Genomic DNA, 23,164 nt, shown 5'->3' on the forward strand with positions numbered 1-23,164 from the left:
GGCCGCTAAGGCCCGCCCAATGCAGCTTTGACTGAATATATAAGTAATTACTTATGCAAGATCAAACTATTATTCATTTTCAGTAATCATGCCGGTAGGCGTAGGGTTTATAGGCTTGCACAACGTGCAGGCGTGACCTGGCCCCTCCAGGCGGCCTTCTGCTCATCGACCGAGGGAATGACAGCGTGATCAAGAAGCTGCTGATCGCTAACCGCGGTGAAATCGCCGTCCGCATCGTGCGGGCCTGTGCCGAAATGGACGTACGCTCGGTGGCGGTGTTTGCCGAGCCCGACCGCCACGCGTTGCACGTCAAGCGTGCCGACGAGGCCCATTTCATCGGCGACGATCCGCTTGCCGGCTACCTCAATCCGCGCAAGCTGGTGAACCTGGCCGTGGAGACCGGCTGTGATGCGTTGCATCCAGGCTATGGATTCCTGTCCGAAAACGCCGAACTGGCAGAAATCTGCGCCGAGCGCGGCATCCGCTTCGTTGGCCCAAGCGCCGAAGTGATTCGACGCATGGGCGACAAGACCGAGGCGCGGCGCAGCATGATCAAGGCTGGCGTGCCGGTCACGCCCGGCACCGAAGGCAACGTGGCGAATGTCGAAGAAGCGCTGGCCGCAGCTGAGGGCATCGGCTATCCGGTGATGCTCAAAGCCACCTCGGGCGGTGGCGGCCGTGGTATCCGCCGCTGTAACTCGCGTGAAGAACTGGCCCTGGCCTTTCCGCGGGTCATCTCAGAGGCGACCAAGGCATTCGGCTCGGCTGATGTATTCCTTGAGAAATGCATCGTCGAGCCCAAACACATCGAGGCGCAAATTCTCGCCGACTCCTTTGGCAATACCGTGCACCTGTTCGAGCGCGATTGCTCGATCCAGCGGCGCAACCAGAAGCTCATCGAGATCGCCCCCAGCCCGCAGCTCACCCCGGAACAGCGCGCTTATATCGGCGACCTGGCGGTACGTGCGGCCAAAGCCGTGGGCTACGAGAACGCCGGCACCGTGGAGTTCCTGCTCGCCGAGGGCGAGGTGTACTTCATGGAAATGAATACCCGCGTGCAGGTGGAGCACACCATCACCGAGGAAATCACCGGCATCGACATCGTTCGCGAGCAGATCCGCATCGCCTCCGGTCTGCCGCTCTCGGTCAAGCAGGAAGACATCCAGTATCGCGGCTTCGCCCTGCAATTCCGCATTAACGCCGAGGAGCCGCGTAACAACTTCCTGCCCTGCTTCGGCAAGATCACCCGTTACTACGCCCCCGGCGGCCCCGGTGTGCGCACCGATACGGCGATCTACACCGGTTACACCATTCCGCCGTACTACGACTCCATGTGCCTGAAGCTGATCGTCTGGGCGTTGACCTGGGAAGAGGCGCTGGCCCGCGGTTCGCGCGCACTGGACGACATGCGCGTGCAAGGCGTGAAAACCACCGCTACCTATTACCAGCAGATTCTCGCCAACCCGGATTTCCGCAGCGGGCAGTTCAATACCAGCTTCGTCGACAACCATCCGGAACTGCTGAACTACTCGATCAAACGCAAGCCGGGCGAACTGGCCCTGGCCATCGCTGCCGCCATCGCCGCCCACGCAGGCCTGTGAGGAACGAACCATGACTACTCAGAAGAAAATCACCGTTACCGACACCATCCTGCGTGACGCCCACCAGTCGCTGCTGGCCACCCGCATGCGCACCGAGGACATGCTGCCGATCTGCGACAAGCTCGACCGAGTCGGCTATTGGTCCCTCGAAGTCTGGGGCGGCGCTACCTTCGACGCCTGCGTGCGTTTTCTGAAAGAAGACCCCTGGGAGCGCCTGCGCCAGCTCAAGGCGGCGCTGCCCAACACCCGGTTGCAGATGCTGCTGCGCGGACAGAACCTGCTGGGCTACCGGCATTATGCCGACGACGTGGTCGAGGCGTTCTGCGCCAAGGCGGCGGAAAATGGCATCGACGTGTTCCGCATCTTCGATGCGATGAACGACGTGCGGAATCTGGAGACCGCCATCCGTGCCGTGAAGAAGACCGGCAAGCACGCGCAAGGCACCATCGCCTACACCACCAGCCCAGTGCATACCGTCGAGCTGTTCGTCGAACAGGCACGGGCGATGCGCGACATGGGCGTCGACTCCATCGCCATCAAGGACATGGCCGGTTTGCTGACGCCGTTCGCCACGGGTGATCTGGTCCGCGCGCTGAAGGCCGAGGTCGACCTGCCAGTGTTCATCCATTCGCACGACACCGCCGGTGTCGCCAGCATGTGCCAGTTGAAAGCCATCGAAAACGGTGCGGATCACATCGACACGGCCATCTCGTCCATGGCCTGGGGCACCAGCCACCCTGGCACCGAGTCGATGGTCGCGGCGCTGCGCGGCACGCCCTACGACACCGGTCTCGACCTGGAGCTGATCCAGGAGATCGGCCTGTACTTCTATGCGGTGCGTAAGAAATACCACCAGTTCGAGAGCGACTTCACCGGCGTCGACACCCGCGTGCAGGTCAACCAGGTGCCGGGCGGGATGATTTCCAACCTGGCCAACCAGCTCAAGGAGCAGGGTGCGCTCAACCGCATGGATGAAGTGCTGGCCGAGATTCCGCGCGTGCGCAAGGACCTGGGCTACCCGCCGCTGGTGACGCCCACCTCGCAAATCGTCGGAACTCAGGCGTTTTTCAACGTGCTCGCCGGCGAGCGCTACAAGACCATCACCAACGAGGTGAAGCTCTACCTGCAAGGCGGCTACGGCAAGGCGCCGGGCACCATCGACGCCAAGCTGCAGCGCCAGGCCATCGGCGGCGAAGAGCTCATCGAGGTGCGCCCGGCTGATCTGATCAAGCCAGAGCTGGACAAGCTACGGCGGGAAATCGGCGCGCTGGCCAAATCCGAAGAAGACGTGCTGACCTACGCCATGTTCCCGGAGATCGGCCGCAAGTTTCTTGAGGAGCGCGAGGCCGGCACGCTGATGCCTGAAGCGTTATTGCCGATTCCTGACGGCAGCACGGCCACTGCAGCCGGTGCGCAGGGCGTGCCGACCGAGTTCGTCATCGATGTGCACGGTGAAACCTACCGCGTCGATATCACCGGCGTCGGCGTGAAGGGTGAAGGCAAGCGGCACTTCTTCCTCTCTATCGATGGCATGCCGGAAGAAGTGGTGTTCGAGCCGTTGAACAACTTCGTCGGCGGCGGCAGTGGTGGTCAGCGCAAGCAGGCCAACGGTCCAGGCGACGTCAGCACCAGCATGCCGGGCAACGTGGTCGACGTGTTGGTCAAGGAGGGCGACGTGGTCAAGGCCGGCCAGGCGGTGCTGATCAGCGAAGCGATGAAGATGGAAACCGAGATCCAGGCGCCGATCGCCGGCAAGGTGAAAGCGGTGCATGTGGCCAAAGGTGACCGGGTGACCCCCGGCGATCTTCTTATCGAGATCGAAGCCTAAGCAGTTGTCCTCTGGGAGCCGAAAGGCTCCCTTTTTTCTGTTCAATGAATCCGGGAGGTATCGATGGGGCTCGACCCAGTAGTGCTGTTCTTCCTGTTCGGCCTGTTTGCCGGGTTGGTGAAGAGTGAGCTGAAGCTGCCACCGGCGTTGTACGACACGCTGTCCATTCTGCTGCTGCTGGCGATCGGTCTGCACGGTGGTGTCGAGCTGGCCGAACAAGCCAGCGCAGCGCTGCTGGGCCAGTCCGCGCTTGTGTTGCTGCTGGGTTGTACGCTGCCGCTGTTGGCGTTTCCGTTTCTGCGGCTGCTGGGCTTTTCGCGGGTCGACTCGGCCAGCGTGGCGGCGCACTACGGTTCGGTCAGTGCCGGTACCTTTGCCGTGGTAGTGGCCTTTCTGTTGGCCAACAAAATCGCCTTCGAAAGCTACATGCCGCTGTTCGTGGCGATCCTGGAAATTCCGGCGATCCTTATCGGCATAATCCTGGCCAAGGGGATCAGCCGCGATACACATTGGAAGGAGCTGGGGCGGGAGATTTTTCTCGGCAAGAGCATCATGCTGCTACTGGGCGGACTGATCATCGGCGCCATCGCCGGCAAGGAGGGGATCAAGCCGCTCGAGCCGTTCTACACCAGCATGTTCAAGCCAGTGCTCGCACTCTTCCTGTTGGAGATGGGGTTGATTGCGTCCGGCCAGATGGGCTCCCTGCGCCGCTATGGCCTGCGGCTGGCGGTGTTCGGCCTGGGCATGCCACTGGTCGGCGCTGTAATCGGTGCGCTGCTGGCGCGACTGATGGGCCTGTCGCTCGGGGGCACTGCCATGCTCGCCACGCTGGCCGCCAGCGCCTCCTATATTGCGGTGCCGGCGGCTATGCGACTGGCATTGCCTGAGGCCAACCCCTCGCTGTCACTCACCGCGTCGCTGGGGATCACCTTTCCGTTCAACATTCTGGTCGGCATTCCGCTGTATCTCGCGCTGGCCGAAACCCTGATCGCCTGGGGGCTGTAGACATGACAATCGCAACCCGAACCCTGCTTACTGTGATCTGCGAAGCAGCGCTGGAAAAGAAACTGGTAGCCGACCTCGACCACCTCGGCGCACCGGGCTGGACGCTGTCCGAAGCGCGCGGGCGAGGCAGCCGTGGTGTGCGCAGCGCCGAATGGGATACCGAAGGCAACATCCGCCTGGAGATCATCTGCAACCGCGAGCTGGCCGAACGCATCGCAGAGCATCTGCAGGCGCGCTATTACGATAACTTCGCCATGGTCTGCTATCTGGCTGAAGTTGAGGTGTTGCGCCCGGAAAAGTTTTAACCGACTGGTCTCGCGCCATCGGCTAGACGAGCTTCAAGCGTTGGAACGATCCATCGCCTCGGTGCATGCCGAGGCGATGTGCCGCTGGAATCTAGCGGTCTAGACGGCGCTGACTGCGAAGATTCTTCAGGTCGCCGTGGGTGCAGCTGAGCGGCTCGGCACCGGTTAGGTCATAGCAGCGCTGACCGAACCCCATCGGCCAATAGATGATGCCGCCTGGCGGCCAGAAAATGGAGGCGACGCGGAAGCGCGCGCGCAGCTTGCCTTGCTGCAGCAGCTCGCCGTTTTCGCTGCTGAGTTTGTAGGGAATGCCGCCAGCGGCGGTCCAGAAGAACGGACGCGTCTTGACCAGACCCTGGGAATATTGCTGCGGCCGTTCATAAACCGAGACCTTGCTGTTCTCGGGCAGTTTGAAGTAGGTCGCGGTGGAGCAGCCGCTCACTGCCATCGCGAGCGCCAGCAGGCCCGCCGCACGTTTCAGTTTCATCTGTTTTCTTTCCTTGTTTTGACGCCCGAGGCACAGGCCGTGCCCCGTGAAGCGGGCGGCACTATACCGGAGCCTATCGTGATCGCGAAAACAGGGTGATTGTGTCGAGCGCCAGTTCCGCCGGAATGCGCTGTGAAGCCTCGATTGTCTTCAGTCCGCGTTCGAGCAGGGGGCTCGGCAGGCTGTCTAGAGCAGGGTTCGGAACGTGAGGCGTTGCGGTTGGACTCATGAAACAGACGCACCTTTTCGTATTGTGATGACCGCGGTTTTAGCGGCGTCTAGTAGCCTGGTGTGCATCGCGCCATTTTCATGAGGATGTCATGCAAAACCTATTGAGCGAGATTCTCGACGAAGTCCGCCCGCTCCTCGGCCAAGGCAAGGTGGCCGACTACATTCCGGCGCTGGCGCACGTACCGGCTGATCAGTTGGGGATCGCGGTCTACAGCGCCGAGGGTGAGCTTTACCACGCCGGTGATGCGAAGACGCCGTTTTCGATCCAGAGCATTTCCAAGGTCTTTAGCCTGGTGCAGGCAATTCAGCATTGCGGCGAGTCGTTGTGGGAGCGCCTGGGTCACGAACCGTCTGGGCAGCCGTTCAACTCGCTGGTACAGCTGGAGTTCGAGCGTGGCATACCACGCAACCCGTTCATCAATGCCGGGGCGCTGGTGATTTGCGACATCAACCAGTCGCGCTTCGCCGTGCCAGCACTGTCCATGCGCGATTTCGTTCGGCATCTGTCGGGCAATCCGCTGATCGTGTCCGACTCGGTAGTAGCCGAATCGGAATACCAGCATCGCGCGCGTAACGCCGCGATGGCGTATCTGATGCAGGCGTTCGGTAACGTCCACAATGATGTCGAGGCGGTGCTGCGCAGTTACTTCCATCATTGCGCGCTGCGCATGAGCTGCGTCGACCTGGCCCGTGCGTTTGGCTTTCTAGCTCGTGACGGCGCTTGCCTGGCAGGCGGCGAACCGGTGCTGGCGCCGCGCCAAGCGAAACAGGTCAATGCGATCATGGCCACCAGCGGTCTGTATGACGAGGCAGGGAATTTCGCTTACCGCGTCGGGTTGCCTGGCAAGAGCGGCGTAGGCGGCGGCATCGTCGCGGTCGTGCCGGGGCGCTTCACGGTCTGCGTCTGGTCACCGGAACTGAACCAGGCTGGGAATTCACTGATCGGCATGGCGGCACTGGAGAAGCTCTCGCAGCGCATCGGCTGGTCTATCTTTTGAGACCAGCGATACGGATTCATCGCGTCGAGGCAAGCCCCCGGCGTTCGTTACGGTCTGTCACATCTGTGCAGTGTCCGGCCTGATGCGTGCAACGTCGTACCTAACCAAACCATAAGAGAGATCGTGTTATGAGTCTCGATGACAAGACGACCGAAACAGCGCAGGAGGCGCTCGACAACCTGATCGCGGGGGTCATTCGTTTCCGTGAAGACATCTACCCGGAGCAGCGTGAGCTGTTCAACAAGCTGGCCCACGAGCAGACGCCGCGGGCCATGTTCATCACCTGCGCGGACTCGCGAATCCTGCCCGAGCTGATCACCCAGAGTTCGCCGGGCGACCTGTTCGTGACCCGCAATGTCGGCAATATCGTGCCGCCCTACGGGATCATGAATGGCGGCGTGTCTACCGCCATCGAGTTCGCTGTGATGGCGCTTGGCGTGCATCACATCATCGTCTGCGGCCATTCAGATTGTGGCGCGATGAAAGCCGTGCTGAATCCCTCGAGCCTCGACGGGATGCCGACCGTACGCAGCTGGCTGCGACACGCCGAAGTGGCGAGGACGGTGGTCGAGGAAAATTGCGGCTGCGCCGACCACAACACCCTTGGCGTGCTGACCGAGGAGAACGTACTGGCCCAGCTCGACCATCTACGTACGCACCCGTCGGTGGCGGCGCGGTTGGCCAGCGGGCAGCTGTTCATTCATGGCTGGGTGTACAACATCGGCACCAGCGAAATCCGCGCCTACGATGCAGCAAAGGGCGAGTTCCGTCTGATCGGCGACGGCCCACTGCCGATGGCCACACCGAAGTCACGCTACGTCTGAGCGCCTCGCGACCCCGGTGCGCTCAGGGCACCTTGCGATCGCGTATCAGATAGCAGAGGTCGGGGGTCTTGCTGCAGCCGGCATAGCCCTCGCCAATGACATCATTGAGTGCGCTCTGCAGACGTTCGACGGCTTCGTCGGGCGTGTCCTTGTGCAGCGCCAGGTACAGGTCTTCAGCTCGAAAACTCAGCACTGGCTTGAGGCCTTCTGCGCCCTGTTCTTTGGCCTGGTAACGCCAGACCGGATCAGCCGTTGCCCAGAGATCGAGGCGGCCGCTGAGCAATTTGCGCAGGTTTTCGTCTTCGCTGAGGCTGTCGATCGGGCGCAGCCCCTGTTGATCCAGGTACTGGCTGATGCCGCTGCTTTTCTGCGCGCCGATTTCCAGCCCCTGGGCCTGGGCCAGGGAGTTGAGGTCGATGTGCTTGTCCGCCGCCGCAAGCAGCACACTTTCGTAGCGGGCCAGTGGCCCGACCCACTTGAATAAGCCTTCGTTCTGCGCCGTACGGGTGACGGAAAACAACCCGTGACCGGTGTCGGTGAGGGTCTGGTTGTAGATGCGGTCCCAGGGCGAGCGAAGCGTCAGGTTGTAGCCGATGCCGGCACGTTTGAAGATCTCCCGCACGGTGTCGGTGGCGATGCCTTGCACCTCATCACCGCGAGCGAAGTTCTTGTGCGCTGGCCCCATATTGAAGGGTGGGAAGTTGTCGGTCTGCAGGATGATCTGATAGTTCTTCGGCACCTCGGCGTGCGCGGCACCGCTGAGGGCGAGCAGAACGCTGAGCAATAGAATGACGTTACGGGACAGGCCCATGGCATCGGCTCCTTGACGCTGTATTTTTATTGTTGGCAGGTGCAGCGTAGTCCGGCGTTCGCTCGCATGCCAGTCCTAGCGGTAGCTTGCTAGCGCCGTAACGTCTGGCAATTGCCTACGATGGGCCACGACCGAACAGCCGGCGACAGCCCGCCGCTTCCCAGTAGTTGCGCGGGCGTTTGGGCAGTCAGCGGTCAACGGTGCGCGCGGGCTGTAGCAGCCCGGCGCACCCTGGCAGGGCAGAGGGGTGCGGCTGCGTTTACTTATGCAGCACGAACTGGCCGGTGAAACGCACTGCGTCCCGGCCATCAGCAGCCAGGATGCGGCTGTGCAGGGTCAGGCGCGAACGGCCACGGCGACGGTAGATCGTCTCGAACCGCTCCCAGGCGCTATCGTCCGGGGCCGAGCAGACAGCGGTGGCGTCATCCATCACGGGCAGCGGATAGTCGATCTGGCCTTCCTGAATGACGATATGGCCATCGTCGATCCCGGCCTCGCGCAGGCGCAGGTGCAGCCAGCCCCAGCCAGCCAGCACCGAGGCGCAGTAGAGGCTGCCACCGAACATGCTGCTTTTGTGGTTGATGTTCGCTTGCAGCGGGACCTTCAGGCGCAGCTCATGATTTTCCCAATGCTCGACGCGCAGGCCCATCGCCCGGGTCAGTGGGATGTCGTGGTGCAGAATGGCTTCCAGGTAGCGGCTATCGCGGCTCATGCCGGGTGGATTCCTAACGTGTGCGGATACAGGCAGACGCCAAGCATGACTGCTGAGTCACGATATTGCCAGTTTCGGCGGCGCTTTTTAGCGGCCGTTTTCCGACGTTTCGGATGGGTTGGAAGGCGGCGTTAGCGCGCTGCGGTTTTCTGCTGATACGCGCAGTAGCCGGGCCTTGGCCCGACATGCGGGTGGTTGCGGCAGGTATCGGGGCGCTTGGCATAGACCGTGCACAAGCGTGTCTTGCGATCGAGGTAAACACAGTCTCCGTTGGCCAGTCGGGTCAGAGTGAAGATGCCGTGCTTCTGATTGAAATGTTCAACGAGGCCTTCTTTGCTCAGGCGTTTGGCGATGCCCTTGAGCGGCTCGTCACGCTCGAAGGCGTCGACCACTTCGAGGCGTATCAGGTCATCGATCCGCACCTCGACCGGTAAAGTGCAACACGTGGCGTGGCAGTCTCGGCACAGGCCGTTGCTGTATCGCGCCCAGGTTTCAAGGCGCTCGGGGTCGGCAGAAGCGATCAAACGTGTCTTCACGGCGGCGGTATCGGTAATGGCGGCGCGCGATCATAGCGACACGGGGTGGAATTTCCAGCGAAACCGACGAGTCGAACGCCGGACAGACGGTCGCCCAGATGCTGCTGAAACCTGCAAACCTGTCTGTATTGCCGTTTTTTGAGGCGGCCTGGAGCCGCCATGAATGCTTCGTATCCTTTCACCCGCTGCACGAGGTCTGTCCATGACGCAAGAAACGACTGCTCCCAACGCCGATGAGGTCGCAGCTTTTCGTGAAAATGTAATCAGCAAGCTGACCTATTCGATCGGTAAGGACCCCGAGCATGCCTCCGATCATGACTGGTTCGAGGCGGTGGCGCTGGCCACGCGTGACCGTATGATCGACCAGTGGATGGACCGTACTCGACAGGGCTATCGAGAAGGCAAGAAGCGGGTCTATTACCTCTCCCTGGAATTCCTCATAGGCCGTCTGCTCACCGACAGCCTCAGCAACCTGGGCCTGCTCGATGTGGCGCGCGAGGCGCTGGCCGGCGTAGACGTCGACTTCGAGCGTATTCGTGTGCTCGAGCCTGACGCCGCGCTGGGTAATGGTGGCTTGGGGCGGCTTGCGGCCTGTTTCATGGAAAGCATGGCGACCCTCGGTGTGGCCGCGCACGGCTATGGAATCCGCTACGATCACGGCCTGTTCCGCCAGGCGATCGTCGATGGTTGGCAGCACGAGCAGACCGAGACCTGGTTGAATTTTGGCAATCCTTGGGAATTCGAGCGACCCGAAGTCAGCTATCTGATCGGCTTCGGCGGCAGCGTGGCGGCGATGCCGTCGGATGGCAGCAGCTCTGATCAGCCCAAGCATTTCTGGCACTGGGCCGAAGGGGTCCGGGCCATTGCCTACGATACGCCGGTCGTGGGCTGGCGCGGTGCCAGCGTTAACACCTTGCGTTTGTGGCGTGCGCGGGCCGAGGCGGACTTCCATCTGGAACGCTTCAACGCCGGCGACCACATCGGCGCGGTCGCTGAGGAAGCGCGCGCTGAAAGCATTTCCCGTGTTCTGTATCCCGCCGACAGCACCGAAGCGGGGCAGGAGCTGCGTCTGCGCCAGGAATATTTCTTCGTTGCGGCATCCTTGCAGGACCTGCTGCGCCGGCACCTGGATCAGCGCGGCACGCTGATGAATCTCCCGGAATTCGCCGCTATCCAGCTCAACGATACGCACCCGGCGATCGCCGTTGCCGAGCTGATGCGCCTGCTGGTGGACGTGCATGAAGTGCCGTGGCGCAAGGCCTGGGAGCTGACCGTCGGCACCCTGTCCTACACCAACCACACGCTGCTGCCCGAGGCGCTGGAAACTTGGCCCGTAGGGCTGATGGAGCGCCTGCTGCCGCGGCACATGCAGATCATCTACCTGATCAATGCCCAGCACCTCGATGCGTTGCGTGAGCGAGGTATCCACGACGTAAACCTGCTGCGCTCGGTCTCGCTGATCGAAGAAGGCCACGGTCGCCGCGTACGCATGGGCAACCTCGCGTTTCTCGGTTCGCACTGTGTTAACGGTGTTTCAGCACTGCACACAGGTCTGATGCGCGAGACGGTGTTTACGGACCTGCATTCGCTTTATCCCAAGCGGATCAGCAACAAGACCAACGGCATCACCTTCCGCCGTTGGCTGTATCAGGCCAACCCGCAGCTGACCCGTCTGCTGGTCGATCATGTGGGTGAAGAACTGCTTGATTCACCGGAGACGCTGCTGCGCCAGCTGGAGCCCTGCGCCGATCAGCCGGATTTCCGTGCCCGCTTCGCCGCCCAGCGCCTGGGCAACAAGCAGTTGCTGGCGCGCATGATTCAGGAGCGGCTGGGGATCAGCGTCGATCCGAACGCGTTGTTCGATGTGCACGTCAAACGCATCCACGAATACAAGCGTCAATTGCTGAACCTGCTGCATACCGTCGCGCTGTATCAGGCGATTCGCTCCGATCCGGGCGGCCATTGGATTCCGCGCGTGAAGATCTTCGCCGGCAAGGCGGCGGCCAGTTATCACACGGCCAAACTGATCATTAAGCTGACCAACGATATCGCCCGGACCATCAACGATGATCCGACCGTGCGTGGGTTGCTGAAGGTCGTATTCCTGCCGAACTACAACGTCAGTCTGGCCGAACGCATCATCCCGGCCGCCGACCTGTCCGAACAGATATCCACCGCAGGGCTCGAGGCGTCGGGCACCAGCAACATGAAATTCGCACTGAACGGCGCGCTGACTATCGGCACGCTGGATGGTGCCAACGTCGAAATGTGCGAGCAGATCGGTGCCGAGCATATGTTCATCTTCGGCATGACCGCGCAGGAGGTAGAGGCGCGCAAACAGGCCAACGAGTACAACGCCGAAGCCACCATCATCGGCTCGCCGCGGCTCAACGAAGTCTTGATGGCGATCCGCAATGGTGCCTTCTCGGCTGAAGATCCGGGCCGCTATACCGCCTTGATCGATGGCTTGAAGTGGCACGATACCTTCATGGTCTGTGCCGACTTCGAGGCCTATTGGCAGGCGCAGCTGGAAGTCGAGGCGCGCTGGCGCGATGCGGACAGCTGGTGGCGCTCGGCGGTGCTCAACACCGCACGCACCGGCTGGTTCTCGTCGGACCGTACCATCCGCGAATATGCCCAGGAGATCTGGAAAGTGCTCTGATGGCAAAGTGGAGCGGCTTGGCGGGATGATGGATCGGACCGCCGCCGCTTCTGCATGATGGGAGGGGGTTCCGGGAAGAGGGAAGACATGGTTTGCAGGCACTTTGCCGCTTCGCTGAACTCTGCGCCCTGTCGACAGGTCTGAGGGAGGGTTAGTTTCCCCCTGGCCTGCTAAACTGCGCGGGCTTATCCATCCCTCCGGAGCCATTCCATGTCACGCGTAACCCTGAGTCGCTACTTGATTGAGCAGACCCGCAGCAACAACACCCCTGCAGATCTGCGCTTCCTTATCGAAGTAGTGGCTCGAGCGTGCAAGGAAATCAGCCACGCCGTCTCCAAAGGCGCATTGGGCGGCGTTCTCGGGGCGACCGAAACCGAGAACATCCAGGGCGAAGTCCAGAAGAAGCTCGACGTCCTTTCCAACGAAATCCTGCTCGAAGCGAACGAGTGGGGCGGTCACCTGGCCGGTATGGCCTCGGAAGAAATGGACAACGCCTACCAGATTCCTGGCAAGTACCCGAAAGGCGCCTACCTGCTGGTCTTCGACCCGCTGGACGGCTCCAGCAACATTGACGTTAATGTGTCGGTCGGCACCATCTTCTCCGTCCTGCGCTGCCCAGACGCGTGCTTCTCCCAAAATGACGCCCTTGGCGAGGAGGCTTTCCTCCAGCCAGGTACCAAGCAGGTTGCAGCCGGTTATGCGATCTACGGACCGCAGACCATGCTCATGCTGACGCTGGGCAACGGCGTCATGGGCTTCACCCTCGACCGCGAACTGGGTAGCTTCGTGCTGACTCATGAAAACATCCGTGTGCCGGAAAGCACCGCTGAGTTCGCCATCAACATGTCCAATCAGCGTCACTGGGAAGCACCGGTACAGCGCTACGTGAGTGAATTGCTGGCCGGCAACGAAGGCCCGCTGAACAAGAACTACAACATGCGCTGGATCGCTTCGATGGTGGCCGACGTGCACCGCATCCTGACCCGTGGCGGCATGTTCATGTACCCACGCGATTCCCGCGAGCCAGGCAAGGCCGGCAAGCTGCGCCTGATGTACGAAGCCAACCCGATGTCCTTTATCATCGAGCAGGCCGGCGGCGCGGCAACCACAGGCACTCAGCGCATTCTCGACGTCCAGCCCGAGTCGCTGCACCAGCGTGTGCCAGTGTTCCTGGGGTCTAAAGAAGAAGTCGAGCGTGTCACTGGCTACCACAAGGCCTGAAGATGACCTCGCCCTCACAGGAATTGCTGAACTGGTGGTTCGGTGAAGGCACCACCGCTACTGAGATAGCTGGCGCAAAGAATGGCCTCTGGTTCGGCTACAAGCCCGAACAGGATGAAGAAGCCCGCGAGCGTTTCGGTGCTCTCGCCGAGCGCGCACTCGCAGGCGAGCTGATCGAGTGGGCCGAGTCGCCACATGGCTGGCTCGCACTTGTCCTTCTCCTTGATCAGCTTCCACGCATGATCCATCGCGGCACGCCGAAGGCATTCGCCGGTGACGAGCGCGCGCTGCAGCTCGTGCGGGACGGCATGGCTCACGGCGGCGATGTCCTGCTGGCGCCTATACAGCGTGTATTCATCTACCTTGTGCTTGAACACACAGAAAATCTCAGCGTGCAGGATCAGGCCGTGCAGCAGTTCGAGCAGCTCCTTGGTATCGCCGATGCGGGCGAGCAAAAGCTGTTTGCCGATTTCCTCGACTTTGCTGAACGCCATCGGCAGGTCATTGCTCGCTTCGGCCGCTTTCCTCATCGCAATGCCATTCTGGGTCGCAGCTCAAGCGAGGCTGAACAGACTTTTCTCGCTGGGCCTGGTTCAGGCTTCTAGTCCTGCTGAGGAACCATCCTGGGCGGCTTGTTTTCTATCTGTTACCGCAAGGCCAAGCAAGGCCAGCCGTTGACTCGAAAAAAGGAATCCGACATGTCGTTGCGCTATGTATCGCTGGTCGTCGCTGTCGTGCTGTTGGCTGCGTGCAGTCCGGTGACGCAGGAAAACTTCGCCAAGTTGCAGGCGGGGATGTCCCGTGCAGAGGTCGAAAAGCTATTGGGCAAGCCAGGCGAGTGCGCCGGCGCGCTGGGCATGTCGAGCTGCACCTGGGGGCAGAAAAACCGCTTTATCAGCATCCAGTTCGCGGGTGACAAAGTCATGATGTTTTCGGGCCAAGGTCTGAAATAAGGAGCTCGTATGCGCCTGTTCGTTGCGCTTTTCACTGCACTACTGATCGCCGGGTGCGCAGGTTCCGGCAGTAACGTGAACGGTCCTGAGACGGCCGGACAGGTGGATCTGGAACGCTACCAAGGCACCTGGTACGAGCAGGCGCGCCTGCCGATGTTTTTTCAGCGCAACTGCGTGCGCTCGCAGGCGAATTACCGGCTGCAGGATGACGGCAGCATGGCGGTGAGCAATCGCTGCGAAACCGAAGATGGTGAACAGCAGGAGGCCACGGGGGAGGCGGTACCACAGCAGAAGGGCGAGACGGACAAGCTGTGGGTTCGCTTCGACAACTGGTTCAGCAACCTTTTCCCGGGCCTGACCAAGGGACATTACTGGATCCTTTATCTTGCCGATGACTACAGTGTGGCGCTGGTCGGCAGTCCTGATCGGGATTACCTCTGGTTGCTATCGCGAGAAAAGGAGATCGATGATGCAACCCGGGACCGGTTGCTCGACGAGGCCCGTAAGCGTGGCTATGACACCAGCGAGCTGATCTGGCGCGGTGAAACGGGCTGAGTTGCCATTTCGCAAGGGCAGGTCGGCTAGTCCCAGTTCAATCGAGCCAGTTGCCATTTCCCATCGGCTAGCCACCATTCGAGCCGGGCATTGTAATGCCCGAGCCGCTGAGGCAGGAGGGCTTCGGCACCGGTCAGCGCCACCTGTGCTTCGCTGTAGCCTTTGTCCGGGTAGGTCGGGTCAATCCAGCTGCGGCTGTTGAGTGCGATGACGTTCACGTTGCGATGACGTAGGAACATCAAGGTAGCCGTGCGTCTTGCCCAGTCCCGATCCGCCTCTTGGTTAGCGCTGAACTCCTGGTGAACGAGGTCCATGAGGCGTGAGGTGTCCTTGCTTTCGATGCTCTCCTGCAGCGATTCAACAGCCGCCTGCAGCGCAGCCTCTGGATCATCGCGACCACATCCGACCAGCATCAGCGCTACCGCCATGAACGCGACGGCTAATTTCCATACGGGCATGCCTAACCTCTCGAACCTCGTTATGATGCCGGAAACGTCAGGCGGCCCTAACCCGCGTACCGATCATGGAGTGTGCCATGCAAACCTTGTATCCGGAGATCAAACCCTACGCCCGGCATGAGCTGGCGGTCGAAGCGCCGCATGTGCTTTACGTCGACGAGAGTGGGTCGCCGGAGGGCCTGCCTGTTGTGTTCGTTCACGGTGGCCCAGGCGGTGGTTGTGATGCGCTGAGTCGTCGCTTCTTCGACCCCAACCTATACCGAATCATCACGTTCGATCAGCGTGGCTGCGGTCGTTCCACCCCCCATGCAAGCCTCGAAAATAACACCACGGCGCACCTGATCGCGGACATGGAGCACATCCGCGAATTTCTCGGCATCGACAAGTGGGTGCTGTTTGGCGGCTCCTGGGGTTCGACGCTGTCGCTCGCGTATGCCCAGACCTTTCCTGAGCGTGTCCATGCACTCATCTTGCGGGGCATCTTTCTCTGTCGGCCGGAGGACTTCCACTGGTTCTATCAGGAAGGCGCTAGCCGCCTGTTTCCAGATTATTGGCAGGACTTCATCGCCCCGATTCCGCCAGAAGAACGCGGCGATCTCATGCAGGCGTTCTACAAGCGTCTGACCGGTACCGACCAGATCGCCCAAATGCATGCGGCCAAGGCCTGGTCCTGCTGGGAGGGACGCACGGCCACGCTGCGGCCCAATACTCAGGTAGTCGATCGTTTCTCCGATACTCATCGTGCGCTGGCAATGGCGCGTATCGAGTGCCATTACTTCGTCAACCAAGCATTTCTTGAGCCGAACCAGTTACTGCGCGACGTGCACAAGATTGCACACCTGCCGGGCATCATCGTGCATGGCCGTTATGACGTGATCTGCCCGCTGGACAATGCGTGGGCGCTGCACGAGGCCTGGCCCAACAGTGAGCTGCAGATCATTCGCGAGGCTGGCCATTCAGCATCCGAACATGGCATCTGCGATGCACTGGTCCGAGCCGCGGCCGAGATAGCACAGCGCCTGCTCGACCTGCCCCCTGAGGAGGCCTGATGAAGGCATTGATCCAGCGCGTGCGTCAGGCGCGGGTCGAGGTGGCTGGCGAGGTGATCGGCTCGATCGATCAGGGCCTGCTGGTGCTGGTCGGGGTCGAGCGGGAGGATGATCGAGCGCGTGCCGATAAGCTCCTGCACAAGCTGTTGCGATACCGAGTGTTCAGCGACGAGAACGACAAGATGAACCGCTCACTTTCTGACGTCGGTGGTGGTCTGTTGCTGGTTTCTCAATTCACCCTGGCGGCGGACACGAACAGTGGTCTACGGCCGAGCTTCTCAACTGCTGCGCCTCCAGAGCTGGGCGAAGAGCTCTACGATTATCTGGTCGGTCAGGCGCGTCTGCAGCATCCGAATGTGGCCTGCGGCCGTTTCGGTGCCGATATGCAGGTCTATCTTCAGAACGACGGGCCGGTGACCTTCCTGCTGGAAAGCTGAGGATAAGGCGGCGGGGCTAGGTCAGCGTTTCGACGATTCGAGCCCGTTTTCGTGCAGCCAGGTTATAGCGTATTCACGCAACTGCACCGCCTGATAGTCCAGCCAGGCCTGGCGAACATCCGGAAAGTCTTCCAGCTTGAAGTCGAACGTCCGCAGCGGCTTGCGTCCCTGCAAGGCATTGGCAAGGACGGCATGGGCGTTGGGGTCGTGCTGGGTAAATAGGAAGGCTTCACGCATCGCGATCGACTGTGCCAGCCCGAGAGGCTCGATGTCTAAATAGCGATCTTCTTGCACATCATATTTTTCGTCGGCACCTGGGGCGGCTTCTCCGGGGAAAACCGCCTGAATCTGGCCGGACTCCAGGTCCAGGTAATGCTCGCTGGCGTCGCGGTTTTCCAGGGCGTATTCCAGGCGGTGAAGATCTATGGTCAAGGGTCGCATGGCTACAACTATGATTGAGGGGTTCACAGGCTCTGACCCGTATGCACCGCTTGCGTGCACTACGTTCATCGGTACCGCGTCGCATCTCGGCTAAATGATCTTCAGAATAGGCGCGCCAGCAGGGCGCTGACGGCGGTCTCAACTCGCAGAATGCGATCCCCAAGCTGCACTGGCTGCAGGCCGGCCTCGGTCAGTTTCTCCACTTCGTACGGTATCCAGCCGCCTTCGGGACCAATAGCCAGCGTCACCGGCTCGCTCAGTGCGCGAGGGCAGGCCGGGTAGTCGCCTGGGTGGCCGACCAGGCCGCGGGTACCGGCAACCAGCTGTGGCAGGCGATCTTCTACGAAGGGTTTGAAGCGCTTCTCTATGATGACTTCAGGCAACACGGTATCGCGGGCCTGCTCCAGTCCGAGTAGCAGCTGTTCGCGGATAGCCTGCTGCTCGAGGAAAGGGGTCTGCCAGAAACTCTTCTCTACGCGGTAGCTGTTAAGCAAGACAAGCTTGGGCACGCCCATGCTGGCTACCGTTTGCAGCACGCGGCGCAGCATCTTCGGCCGGGGCAAGGCCAACAGCAGAGTAACGGGCAATTTGGCTGGCGGGGTTTGCTGCAGCTCGATCTTGAGTTCGGCTTCCTTGGCGTCCAGACGCAGCAGCTGTCCCTGGCCCATTTGGCCGCCTAGCAGTCCGACCCTCAGGCACTCTCCCGCCTCGGCGCGGTGAACCTCATGGAGGTGTGTCAGACGGCGGTCACGCAGAACTACCCGATCGGCGGCGACAAAGTCGGCCGCCTCCAGCAGCAACAGATTCACGGACGTGAAACGGGTGGTTGATCGCCGGGGTCGGGCTCGCTGCCGTCTGCATCACCGCGAAATTCTTCTTCGCGCTTCTTCACCATACTGCCGCAGAGTAGACCGGCCTCGAACAGTATCCACATAGGCACAGCGAGCAAAGCCTGGGAGAACACGTCGGGTGGCGTCAACACCATGCCAACGACGAAGCAGCCGACCACAACGTAGGGACGGCTTTTGCGCAGGGTGGCTACGTCGACGATGCCCACCCAGATCAGCAGGAAGGTCGCTACCGGGATTTCGAACGCCACGCCAAAAGCGAAGAACAATGTCAGCACGAAGTCGAGGTACTGACCGATGTCGGTCATCATCGCCACGCCTTCGGGCGTCACGCTGGCAAAGAAGCCGAACATGATCGGGAAGACCACGAAGTACGCGAAGGCCATGCCGCCGTAGAAGAGGAAGATGCTGGAGATCAGCAACGGCACCGCAACGCGCTTTTCATGCTTGTACAGACCGGGCGCAATGAAGCTCCAGATCTGATGCAGGATGACCGGCATCGACAGGAACAGCGCCACCATCATCGTCAGCTTGAACGGCGTCAGGAACGGCGAGGCCACGCCTGTGGCGATCATCGTCGCGCCTTCTGGCAGGTAGGCCCGCAGCGGTGCGGCCACCAGCGCGTAGATCTGCTGGGAGAAGTAAAACAACCCGCCAAACAGCAGCAGTATCGCCACCACGCAGCGCAGTAGCCGCTTGCGCAATTCGGTCAGGTGGGCAATCAGCGGCATTTCCTGATCATCAATGGATGTATTGCTCATGGCTCAGGCGATTTGTCCGGGCGAGGTACGGGGGCCGTGTCGGCGGGTTTGGCTTCTGTGGACGCAGCCTCTTCGAGATGGCTGGCATCCGGTGGCGGCGTGGCCGATTGCGGGGATGGTGTGCTGTTGGCGCTGGGCGAGCTGGGCATGATGCTCTGCTTCATTTCCCGCTCAAGGTCGAGGATGCGCTCGTTGTGCAGCTGACGGCGAATCTCATCGGCGCCGATCTCGCGCTCGACCTCGGACTTAATGTTGGCAAAGCTTCGCTTGGCGCGCCCAATCCAAAGTCCTGCGGTGCGCACCGCACCAGGCAAGCGCTCAGGGCCGAGAACGAACAGCGCAACCAGGCCGATCAGCAGCAGTTCGGTGAAGCCGATATCGAACATGGCGCCTCAGTTCTTCTTTGTCGGATCTTCGACCTTGCGGGCCTCGGCATCGATGGTGTGACTCTGCTTTTCTTCGACGCTGGGCTTTTCCTCATCGGTGCCCATGGACTTGCGGAAGCCCTTGATCGCATCGCCAAGGTCGGAGCCCATGCCCTTGAGGCGCTTGGTGCCAAAAAGCATGACCACGATGAGCAGAACGATCAGGAGCTGCCAGATGCTGATTCCACCAAAACCCATGCTGCAGTACTCCGAAGTTGTCTATCAGGAATGTGGGCGCGCGGCTTTTTCCGCATGCCCAGAGAGACCGAATCGCCGGTCGAGTTCGTCCAGAACCGCCTGTGGATGCTGATCTAGCGCGGCCAGCATTACCAAACTGTGAAACCAGAGGTCGGCGGTTTCGTAGATCAGGTCGCTGGCGTCACCGCTTGCGGCAGCGTCTTTGGCGGCCAGTATGGTTTCCACCGACTCCTCGCCGACCTTCTCAAGAATTTTGTTGAGTCCCTTATGGTAGAGGCTGGCCACATAGGAACTATCCGCCGCGGCGCCCTTGCGGGCTTCCAGCACCTCGGCCAGACGGGAAAAGGTATCACTCATGTGTGTGCTCTGCGTATATCGCGTGCGGGTCCTTGAGGACCGGTTCGACAGTCTTCCAATCACCGTTCTCGAAGACTCGGTAGAAACAGCTTTCACGCCCGGTGTGGCAGGCAATGCCACCAAGCTGTTCGACCATCAATACAATCACGTCGGCGTCGCAGTCCAGGCGCAGCTCGTGCAGCTTCTGCACGTGGCCGGATTCCTCCCCCTTGCGCCACAGCTTGCCACGCGAACGTGACCAATAGATGGCGCGGTTCTCCGTGGTGGTCAGCTCCAGCGCTTCGCGATTCATCCAGGCCATCATCAGGATGCGCCCGGTCTGATGGTCCTGGGCGATCGCCGGTACCAGCCCGTCTTCGTTCCAGTTGATTTGATCCAGCCAGTTCATCGGATTCTCCACTCTGTACGCTCAGTGTGCCAGCCTGCCCGACCGCTGGCTATCGGCGCACCACGATGTAGATGCCGGCCGCCAGCATCAGCCAGGCGGGCCAGGTCGCCAGCGCGGAAATACTCTCGGCCGCCGCCGCCAGCGTGGCGCCCCCGGCTAGCAACGCGGCGCCGACCAGACGCAATGGCCAGTGATGATGGTGTTCGCGCCAGGGCGGCGGCAGGTTGTTCGCGTGAGGTCCCGACATGCGCTCGAGCAGCTCGCGCGTCATGCCCGCCAGGTGCGGCAGCTGTTCGATCTGCGCCTGGGCGTTCTTCAACAGCTGTTTCGGGCTCATGCGTTCGCGCATCCAGCGCTCGAGGTAAGGCTGGCCAGTGGTCCATAGGTCCAGTTCCGGGTAGAGCTCACGGCCCAGGCCTTCGATGTTGAGCAGCGTTTTCTGGAGCAGGACCAGCTGCGGCTGGACTTCCATGTTAAAGCGGCGCGCGACCTGGAACAGGCGGACCAGCAGCTGACCGAAGGAGATGTCCTTTAGCGGTTTTTCAAAGATTGGCTCGCAGACGGTACGGATTGCCGCCTCGAATTCATTGACCTTGGTTTCTGCCGGCACCCAACCCGAGTCGATGTGCAGCTGTGCCACCTTGCGGTAGTCGCGTCGGAAGAAGGCCATCAAGTTGCGTGCGAGATAGTCCTGATCCTCCGGGGTGAGACTGCCGACGATGCCGAAGTCGACCGCGATGTACTGCGGGTTCCACGGCTGGTGCGTGCTGACGAAAATGTTGCCGGGGTGCATGTCGGCATGGAAGAAACTGTCGCGGAAGACCTGGGTGAAAAAAATCTCCACGCCGCGCTCGGCCAGCTGTTTCATGTCGGTGCGCTGCTCGGCCAGACGCTTCATGTCGGTCACCGGCACGCCGTAGATGCGCTCCATCACCAGTACTTGCGGGCGGCAGTAATCCCAGTAGATCTGAGGGACGTAAAGCAGCGGAGAACCCTGGAAGTTGCGCTTGAGCTGACTGGCGTTGGCCGCTTCGCGCAGCAGGTCGAGTTCGTCGTAGATGGTCTTGGCGTAGTCGTCGACCACTTCTACCAGGTGTAGGCGGCGGGCCTCGTTGGAGGCACGCTCGGCGGTTTTCGCCAGCAGGAACAACCAGGCAATATCCTGGCTGATTATTGGTCGCAGGTTCGGTCGCACCACCTTGACCACCACCTCTTCTCCGCTGCGCAGTTTGGCGGCGTGCACCTGGGCAACCGAGGCGGACGCCAACGGCTTGCTGTCGAATCGGGCGAACACTTCGCCCACTGGCGCGCCCAGCTCACGTTCGATGAGTGCTGTGGCGACTGCCGAGTCGAACGGCGGTACGCGGTCCTGAAGCATGGCCAGCTCTTCGGCGATGTCGAGCGGCAGGAGGTCGCGTCGGGTCGAAAGAATCTGGCCGAATTTGATGAAAATCGGGCCAAGCCCTTCCAGCGCCAGGCGCAGGCGAGCCCCTCGAGAGAGTTCGGTGCGCCGGCGTGGCAGCCAGCGCCATGGCAGCAGGTAGCTGGTCGCACGCAGCCACCATGGCATCGGCAGGTCGAGAATGATGTCGTCCAGGCGGTAGCGGATCACCACCAGCAGGATGCGAAACAGGCGGCGAGCCGCGGCGAACAGCTTCATTCGGGTCGGTCTGGTTTCTGGAAGTGGGTGAGCCGCTCGATGCGGGCTTCGAGTCGGTCGAGGTCGAGCTTGAGGCGGTCGAGTTCAGCGAAGCGCGCTTCAGCCTCGGCTATGCCGACCAGTGTGCGTGATTCTTCGCTGAGGTATTCGGCCAGGTTCTGCTGCAGGCTATCGGTAGTTTGTCGCAACCAGGCGGATTGACGCCGAGCGCTGGAACCGAGCAGATGCGCACCAACCGGACCCAGCCAGCGCGACACCTCGTATTCCCAGTCCAGCTCGAGATCCTGCAGCACTTCGGCGAGGCTCATCAGCGCGCCGCTGTCGCCTTCGATTTCGACATCCGGGCCATGCAGGATGGCCGTCTTGTTGCGGTTGGTCGCCAGGCGCAGCAGATCCGTGGCGGAAGCGCGCAAGCGGCAATCCGGCTCGCTGCCCCATTGCGTTGCCAACCGCAGGCCATCGGCATCGGCCAGGATGAACAGTTTCCAAGCCGGTGCCGTGCAGTCGATTTCTATGATTCGACCACTGAGCTTGGCCAGCCGCGGAAGGGCGGTCGGATCCAGGCGCAGAACGCCATTGAGACCGCGCTCGGCGCCGGCCAGCAGGGCAGCGCGCAGCATCAGGGCTTGATGCCGCGGTGCAGGGCGACGATACCGCCGGTCATGTTGTGGTAGGTGACGCGCTCGAAGCCGGCGTCGGCCATCATGCCCTTCAGGGTTTCCTGATCCGGATGCATGCGGATCGACTCGGCTAGGTAGCGGTAGCTTTCGGAGTCGTTGGTGATCAGCTTGCCCATCATCGGCAGGAGGCTGAACGAGTAGGCGTCGTAGGCCTTGGAGAACAGCTGGTTGGTCGGTTTGGAAAACTCCAGAACCAGTAGCCGACCGCCGGGCTTGAGCACGCGCAGCATGGACGCGATGGCGTCTTCCTTGTGCGTCACGTTGCGCAGGCCGAAGGCGATGGTAACTACATCGAAGTGGTTGTCCGGGAACGGTAGCTTTTCGGCATCAGCCTGAACGAACTTGACGTTATCGGCCACGCCTTTATCCAGCAGGCGGTCACGTCCAACCTTGAGCATCGAGGCATTGATGTCGGCCAGTACGACTTCGCCGGTCGGCCCGACAATGCGTGAGAACTGGCGCGCCAGGTCGCCGGTGCCGCCGGCGATATCCAGCACCCGGTTGCCGTGGCGGACACCGGACAGCTCGATGGTGAAGCGCTTCCAGAGGCGATGCACGCCGCCGGACATCAGGTCGTTCATGAGGTCGTACTTGGCGGCTACAGAATGGAATACCTCTGCCACCTTCTGCGCTTTTTCGCTCTCCGGCACGTTCTTGTAGCCGAAGTGGGTGGTGGCTTCTGCGTCACGCTCTTTGCGGGGATCGGTCATGTCACTGTCACCGGAAGAATGTG

The 23,164-nt window shown here is 61.3% G+C and carries 28 protein-coding genes; 13 read left to right on the forward strand and 15 right to left on the reverse strand.

All coding sequences use genetic code 11. The annotated features are described in order from the left end of the window. The first annotated feature begins 185 nt into the window (after window positions 1-185). The 4 genes from C1896_01280 (at window position 186) to C1896_01295 (ending at window position 4,739) form a co-directional block, all read left to right on the forward strand. On the forward strand, window positions 186-1,601 hold the full coding sequence (locus tag C1896_01280; GenBank protein AZZ43674.1) for a pyruvate carboxylase subunit A: 1,416 nt from the start codon (window positions 186-188) through the stop codon (window positions 1,599-1,601). 10 nt (window positions 1,602-1,611) lie between these two features. Further along, complete coding sequence (oadA, locus tag C1896_01285) at window positions 1,612-3,429, forward strand: oxaloacetate decarboxylase subunit alpha (protein ID AZZ43675.1); 1,818 nt, start codon at window positions 1,612-1,614, stop codon at window positions 3,427-3,429. Window positions 3,430-3,492: 63 nt separating this feature from the next. Continuing rightward, complete coding sequence (locus tag C1896_01290) at window positions 3,493-4,434, forward strand: sodium-dependent bicarbonate transport family permease (protein ID AZZ43676.1); 942 nt, start codon at window positions 3,493-3,495, stop codon at window positions 4,432-4,434. A 2-nt stretch (window positions 4,435-4,436) separates the two neighbouring features. Next, window positions 4,437-4,739: a transcriptional regulator gene (locus C1896_01295; protein AZZ43677.1), complete on the forward strand. Its 303-nt coding sequence runs from the start codon at window positions 4,437-4,439 to the stop codon at window positions 4,737-4,739. 91 nt (window positions 4,740-4,830) lie between these two features. Here the strand turns inward: C1896_01295 and C1896_01300 are convergent, their stop codons facing one another. Beyond that, window positions 4,831-5,226 (reverse strand): hypothetical protein, encoded by a 396-nt coding sequence (locus C1896_01300; protein ID AZZ43678.1) that lies wholly within the window; start codon window positions 5,224-5,226, stop codon window positions 4,831-4,833. 320 nt (window positions 5,227-5,546) lie between these two features. Here C1896_01300 and C1896_01305 point away from each other — a divergent pair, with 320 nt between their 5' ends. Further along, a complete protein-coding gene (locus tag C1896_01305) occupies window positions 5,547-6,455 on the forward strand; it encodes a glutaminase (GenBank protein ID AZZ43679.1) in 909 nt (302 codons plus the stop codon). Between the two features lie 128 nt (window positions 6,456-6,583). After that, entirely contained in the window at window positions 6,584-7,279 is a 696-nt protein-coding gene (locus tag C1896_01310; GenBank protein ID AZZ43680.1) for a carbonic anhydrase, read from the forward strand. A 22-nt stretch (window positions 7,280-7,301) separates the two neighbouring features. Here the strand turns inward: C1896_01310 and C1896_01315 are convergent, their stop codons facing one another. The 3 genes from C1896_01315 to C1896_01325 form a co-directional block, all read right to left on the reverse strand. Further along, the gene (locus tag C1896_01315) at window positions 7,302-8,090 is read right to left on the reverse strand and encodes an amino acid ABC transporter substrate-binding protein (protein ID AZZ43681.1); all 789 of its coding nucleotides are present in this window, start codon (window positions 8,088-8,090) and stop codon (window positions 7,302-7,304) included. A 259-nt stretch (window positions 8,091-8,349) separates the two neighbouring features. Continuing rightward, window positions 8,350-8,802, reverse strand: coding sequence for a thioesterase (locus C1896_01320; protein AZZ43682.1), 453 nt, complete (start codon window positions 8,800-8,802; stop codon window positions 8,350-8,352). A gap of 131 nt (window positions 8,803-8,933) precedes the next feature. Beyond that, window positions 8,934-9,338 carry a Fe-S-oxidoreductase gene (locus C1896_01325; protein ID AZZ43683.1) on the reverse strand — a complete coding sequence of 135 codons (405 nt, stop codon included), beginning with the start codon at window positions 9,336-9,338 and terminating at the stop codon, window positions 8,934-8,936. Window positions 9,339-9,540: 202 nt separating this feature from the next. On the opposite strand from C1896_01325, the gene C1896_01330 reads away from it, so the two are divergent. The 5 genes from C1896_01330 to C1896_01350 all read left to right on the forward strand — a co-directional run bounded on the left by C1896_01330 (window position 9,541) and on the right by C1896_01350 (window position 14,729). After that, on the forward strand, window positions 9,541-12,000 hold the full coding sequence (locus tag C1896_01330) for a glycogen phosphorylase (protein AZZ43684.1): 2,460 nt from the start codon (window positions 9,541-9,543) through the stop codon (window positions 11,998-12,000). A 210-nt stretch (window positions 12,001-12,210) separates the two neighbouring features. Next, a complete protein-coding gene (locus C1896_01335) occupies window positions 12,211-13,221 on the forward strand; it encodes a class 1 fructose-bisphosphatase (GenBank protein AZZ43685.1) in 1,011 nt (336 codons plus the stop codon). Between the two features lie 2 nt (window positions 13,222-13,223). Beyond that, on the forward strand, window positions 13,224-13,826 hold the full coding sequence (locus C1896_01340) for a DUF924 domain-containing protein (GenBank protein ID AZZ43686.1): 603 nt from the start codon (window positions 13,224-13,226) through the stop codon (window positions 13,824-13,826). Window positions 13,827-13,919: 93 nt separating this feature from the next. Then, window positions 13,920-14,174 carry an outer membrane protein assembly factor BamE gene (locus tag C1896_01345; protein ID AZZ43687.1) on the forward strand — a complete coding sequence of 85 codons (255 nt, stop codon included), beginning with the start codon at window positions 13,920-13,922 and terminating at the stop codon, window positions 14,172-14,174. A 9-nt stretch (window positions 14,175-14,183) separates the two neighbouring features. Further along, on the forward strand, window positions 14,184-14,729 hold the full coding sequence (locus C1896_01350) for a lipocalin (protein ID AZZ43688.1): 546 nt from the start codon (window positions 14,184-14,186) through the stop codon (window positions 14,727-14,729). A gap of 26 nt (window positions 14,730-14,755) precedes the next feature. Here the strand turns inward: C1896_01350 and C1896_01355 are convergent, their stop codons facing one another. Then, window positions 14,756-15,187 (reverse strand): hypothetical protein, encoded by a 432-nt coding sequence (locus tag C1896_01355; GenBank protein AZZ43689.1) that lies wholly within the window; start codon window positions 15,185-15,187, stop codon window positions 14,756-14,758. 77 nt (window positions 15,188-15,264) lie between these two features. On the opposite strand from C1896_01355, the gene pip reads away from it, so the two are divergent. Both pip and C1896_01365 read left to right on the forward strand, forming a co-directional pair. Beyond that, window positions 15,265-16,236 (forward strand): prolyl aminopeptidase, encoded by a 972-nt coding sequence (gene pip, locus C1896_01360; protein AZZ43690.1) that lies wholly within the window; start codon window positions 15,265-15,267, stop codon window positions 16,234-16,236. Beyond that, window positions 16,236-16,673: a D-tyrosyl-tRNA(Tyr) deacylase gene (locus C1896_01365; GenBank protein ID AZZ43691.1), complete on the forward strand. Its 438-nt coding sequence runs from the start codon at window positions 16,236-16,238 to the stop codon at window positions 16,671-16,673. The genes pip and C1896_01365 overlap by 1 nt, the downstream gene beginning before the upstream one ends. A gap of 21 nt (window positions 16,674-16,694) precedes the next feature. Here the strand turns inward: C1896_01365 and C1896_01370 are convergent, their stop codons facing one another. The 10 genes from C1896_01370 to C1896_01415 form a co-directional block, all read right to left on the reverse strand. Further along, window positions 16,695-17,114 (reverse strand): hypothetical protein, encoded by a 420-nt coding sequence (locus C1896_01370; GenBank protein ID AZZ43692.1) that lies wholly within the window; start codon window positions 17,112-17,114, stop codon window positions 16,695-16,697. A gap of 101 nt (window positions 17,115-17,215) precedes the next feature. Continuing rightward, window positions 17,216-17,923, reverse strand: coding sequence for a 16S rRNA (uracil(1498)-N(3))-methyltransferase (locus C1896_01375; protein AZZ43693.1), 708 nt, complete (start codon window positions 17,921-17,923; stop codon window positions 17,216-17,218). Further along, entirely contained in the window at window positions 17,920-18,723 is an 804-nt protein-coding gene (gene tatC, locus C1896_01380; protein AZZ43694.1) for a twin-arginine translocase subunit TatC, read from the reverse strand. Before tatC ends, C1896_01375 begins: the two co-directional genes overlap by 4 nt. Then, complete coding sequence (tatB, locus tag C1896_01385) at window positions 18,720-19,109, reverse strand: twin-arginine translocase subunit TatB (protein ID AZZ43695.1); 390 nt, start codon at window positions 19,107-19,109, stop codon at window positions 18,720-18,722. Before tatB ends, tatC begins: the two co-directional genes overlap by 4 nt. Window positions 19,110-19,115: 6 nt before the next feature. After that, window positions 19,116-19,346, reverse strand: a complete 231-nt coding sequence (locus C1896_01390; protein AZZ43696.1) for a twin-arginine translocase TatA/TatE family subunit — start codon at window positions 19,344-19,346, stop codon at window positions 19,116-19,118. A gap of 24 nt (window positions 19,347-19,370) precedes the next feature. Next, a complete protein-coding gene (locus tag C1896_01395) occupies window positions 19,371-19,703 on the reverse strand; it encodes a phosphoribosyl-ATP diphosphatase (GenBank protein AZZ43697.1) in 333 nt (110 codons plus the stop codon). After that, on the reverse strand, window positions 19,696-20,091 hold the full coding sequence (locus C1896_01400; GenBank protein AZZ43698.1) for a phosphoribosyl-AMP cyclohydrolase: 396 nt from the start codon (window positions 20,089-20,091) through the stop codon (window positions 19,696-19,698). The genes C1896_01395 and C1896_01400 overlap by 8 nt, the downstream gene beginning before the upstream one ends. Window positions 20,092-20,140: 49 nt before the next feature. Then, on the reverse strand, window positions 20,141-21,751 hold the full coding sequence (locus C1896_01405) for a ubiquinone biosynthesis regulatory protein kinase UbiB (GenBank protein AZZ43699.1): 1,611 nt from the start codon (window positions 21,749-21,751) through the stop codon (window positions 20,141-20,143). After that, window positions 21,748-22,371: an SCP2 domain-containing protein gene (locus C1896_01410; protein AZZ43700.1), complete on the reverse strand. Its 624-nt coding sequence runs from the start codon at window positions 22,369-22,371 to the stop codon at window positions 21,748-21,750. The genes C1896_01405 and C1896_01410 overlap by 4 nt, the downstream gene beginning before the upstream one ends. After that, window positions 22,371-23,141 (reverse strand): bifunctional demethylmenaquinone methyltransferase/2-methoxy-6-polyprenyl-1,4-benzoquinol methylase UbiE, encoded by a 771-nt coding sequence (locus C1896_01415; protein AZZ43701.1) that lies wholly within the window; start codon window positions 23,139-23,141, stop codon window positions 22,371-22,373. Before C1896_01415 ends, C1896_01410 begins: the two co-directional genes overlap by 1 nt. Window positions 23,142-23,164: the final 23 nt, after the last annotated feature.

The organism is Pseudomonadaceae bacterium SI-3, from assembly GCA_004010935.1.
Taxonomy (GTDB): Bacteria; Pseudomonadota; Gammaproteobacteria; order Pseudomonadales; family Pseudomonadaceae; genus Stutzerimonas.

Coding starts and splice junctions, on each gene's coding strand:
- C1896_01310 (AZZ43680.1), top strand. CDS start 6,584: ATGAGTCTCGATGACAAGACGACCGAAACAGCGCAGGAGGCGCTCGAC.
- C1896_01330 (AZZ43684.1), top strand. CDS start 9,541: ATGACGCAAGAAACGACTGCTCCCAACGCCGATGAGGTCGCAGCTTTT.
- C1896_01370 (AZZ43692.1), bottom strand. CDS start 17,114: ATGCGACCCTTGACCATAGATCTTCACCGCCTGGAATACGCCCTGGAA.
- pip (AZZ43690.1), top strand. CDS start 15,265: ATGCAAACCTTGTATCCGGAGATCAAACCCTACGCCCGGCATGAGCTG.
- C1896_01410 (AZZ43700.1), bottom strand. CDS start 22,371: ATGCTGCGCGCTGCCCTGCTGGCCGGCGCCGAGCGCGGTCTCAATGGC.
- C1896_01405 (AZZ43699.1), bottom strand. CDS start 21,751: ATGAAGCTGTTCGCCGCGGCTCGCCGCCTGTTTCGCATCCTGCTGGTG.
- C1896_01295 (AZZ43677.1), top strand. CDS start 4,437: ATGACAATCGCAACCCGAACCCTGCTTACTGTGATCTGCGAAGCAGCG.
- tatC (AZZ43694.1), bottom strand. CDS start 18,723: ATGAGCAATACATCCATTGATGATCAGGAAATGCCGCTGATTGCCCAC.
- C1896_01335 (AZZ43685.1), top strand. CDS start 12,211: ATGTCACGCGTAACCCTGAGTCGCTACTTGATTGAGCAGACCCGCAGC.
- C1896_01355 (AZZ43689.1), bottom strand. CDS start 15,187: ATGCCCGTATGGAAATTAGCCGTCGCGTTCATGGCGGTAGCGCTGATG.
- C1896_01315 (AZZ43681.1), bottom strand. CDS start 8,090: ATGGGCCTGTCCCGTAACGTCATTCTATTGCTCAGCGTTCTGCTCGCC.
- C1896_01345 (AZZ43687.1), top strand. CDS start 13,920: ATGTCGTTGCGCTATGTATCGCTGGTCGTCGCTGTCGTGCTGTTGGCT.
- C1896_01300 (AZZ43678.1), bottom strand. CDS start 5,226: ATGAAACTGAAACGTGCGGCGGGCCTGCTGGCGCTCGCGATGGCAGTG.
- oadA (AZZ43675.1), top strand. CDS start 1,612: ATGACTACTCAGAAGAAAATCACCGTTACCGACACCATCCTGCGTGAC.
- C1896_01305 (AZZ43679.1), top strand. CDS start 5,547: ATGCAAAACCTATTGAGCGAGATTCTCGACGAAGTCCGCCCGCTCCTC.
- C1896_01400 (AZZ43698.1), bottom strand. CDS start 20,091: ATGAACTGGCTGGATCAAATCAACTGGAACGAAGACGGGCTGGTACCG.
- C1896_01415 (AZZ43701.1), bottom strand. CDS start 23,141: ATGACCGATCCCCGCAAAGAGCGTGACGCAGAAGCCACCACCCACTTC.
- C1896_01395 (AZZ43697.1), bottom strand. CDS start 19,703: ATGAGTGATACCTTTTCCCGTCTGGCCGAGGTGCTGGAAGCCCGCAAG.
- C1896_01390 (AZZ43696.1), bottom strand. CDS start 19,346: ATGGGTTTTGGTGGAATCAGCATCTGGCAGCTCCTGATCGTTCTGCTC.
- tatB (AZZ43695.1), bottom strand. CDS start 19,109: ATGTTCGATATCGGCTTCACCGAACTGCTGCTGATCGGCCTGGTTGCG.
- C1896_01290 (AZZ43676.1), top strand. CDS start 3,493: ATGGGGCTCGACCCAGTAGTGCTGTTCTTCCTGTTCGGCCTGTTTGCC.
- C1896_01350 (AZZ43688.1), top strand. CDS start 14,184: ATGCGCCTGTTCGTTGCGCTTTTCACTGCACTACTGATCGCCGGGTGC.
- C1896_01320 (AZZ43682.1), bottom strand. CDS start 8,802: ATGAGCCGCGATAGCCGCTACCTGGAAGCCATTCTGCACCACGACATC.
- C1896_01340 (AZZ43686.1), top strand. CDS start 13,224: ATGACCTCGCCCTCACAGGAATTGCTGAACTGGTGGTTCGGTGAAGGC.
- C1896_01365 (AZZ43691.1), top strand. CDS start 16,236: ATGAAGGCATTGATCCAGCGCGTGCGTCAGGCGCGGGTCGAGGTGGCT.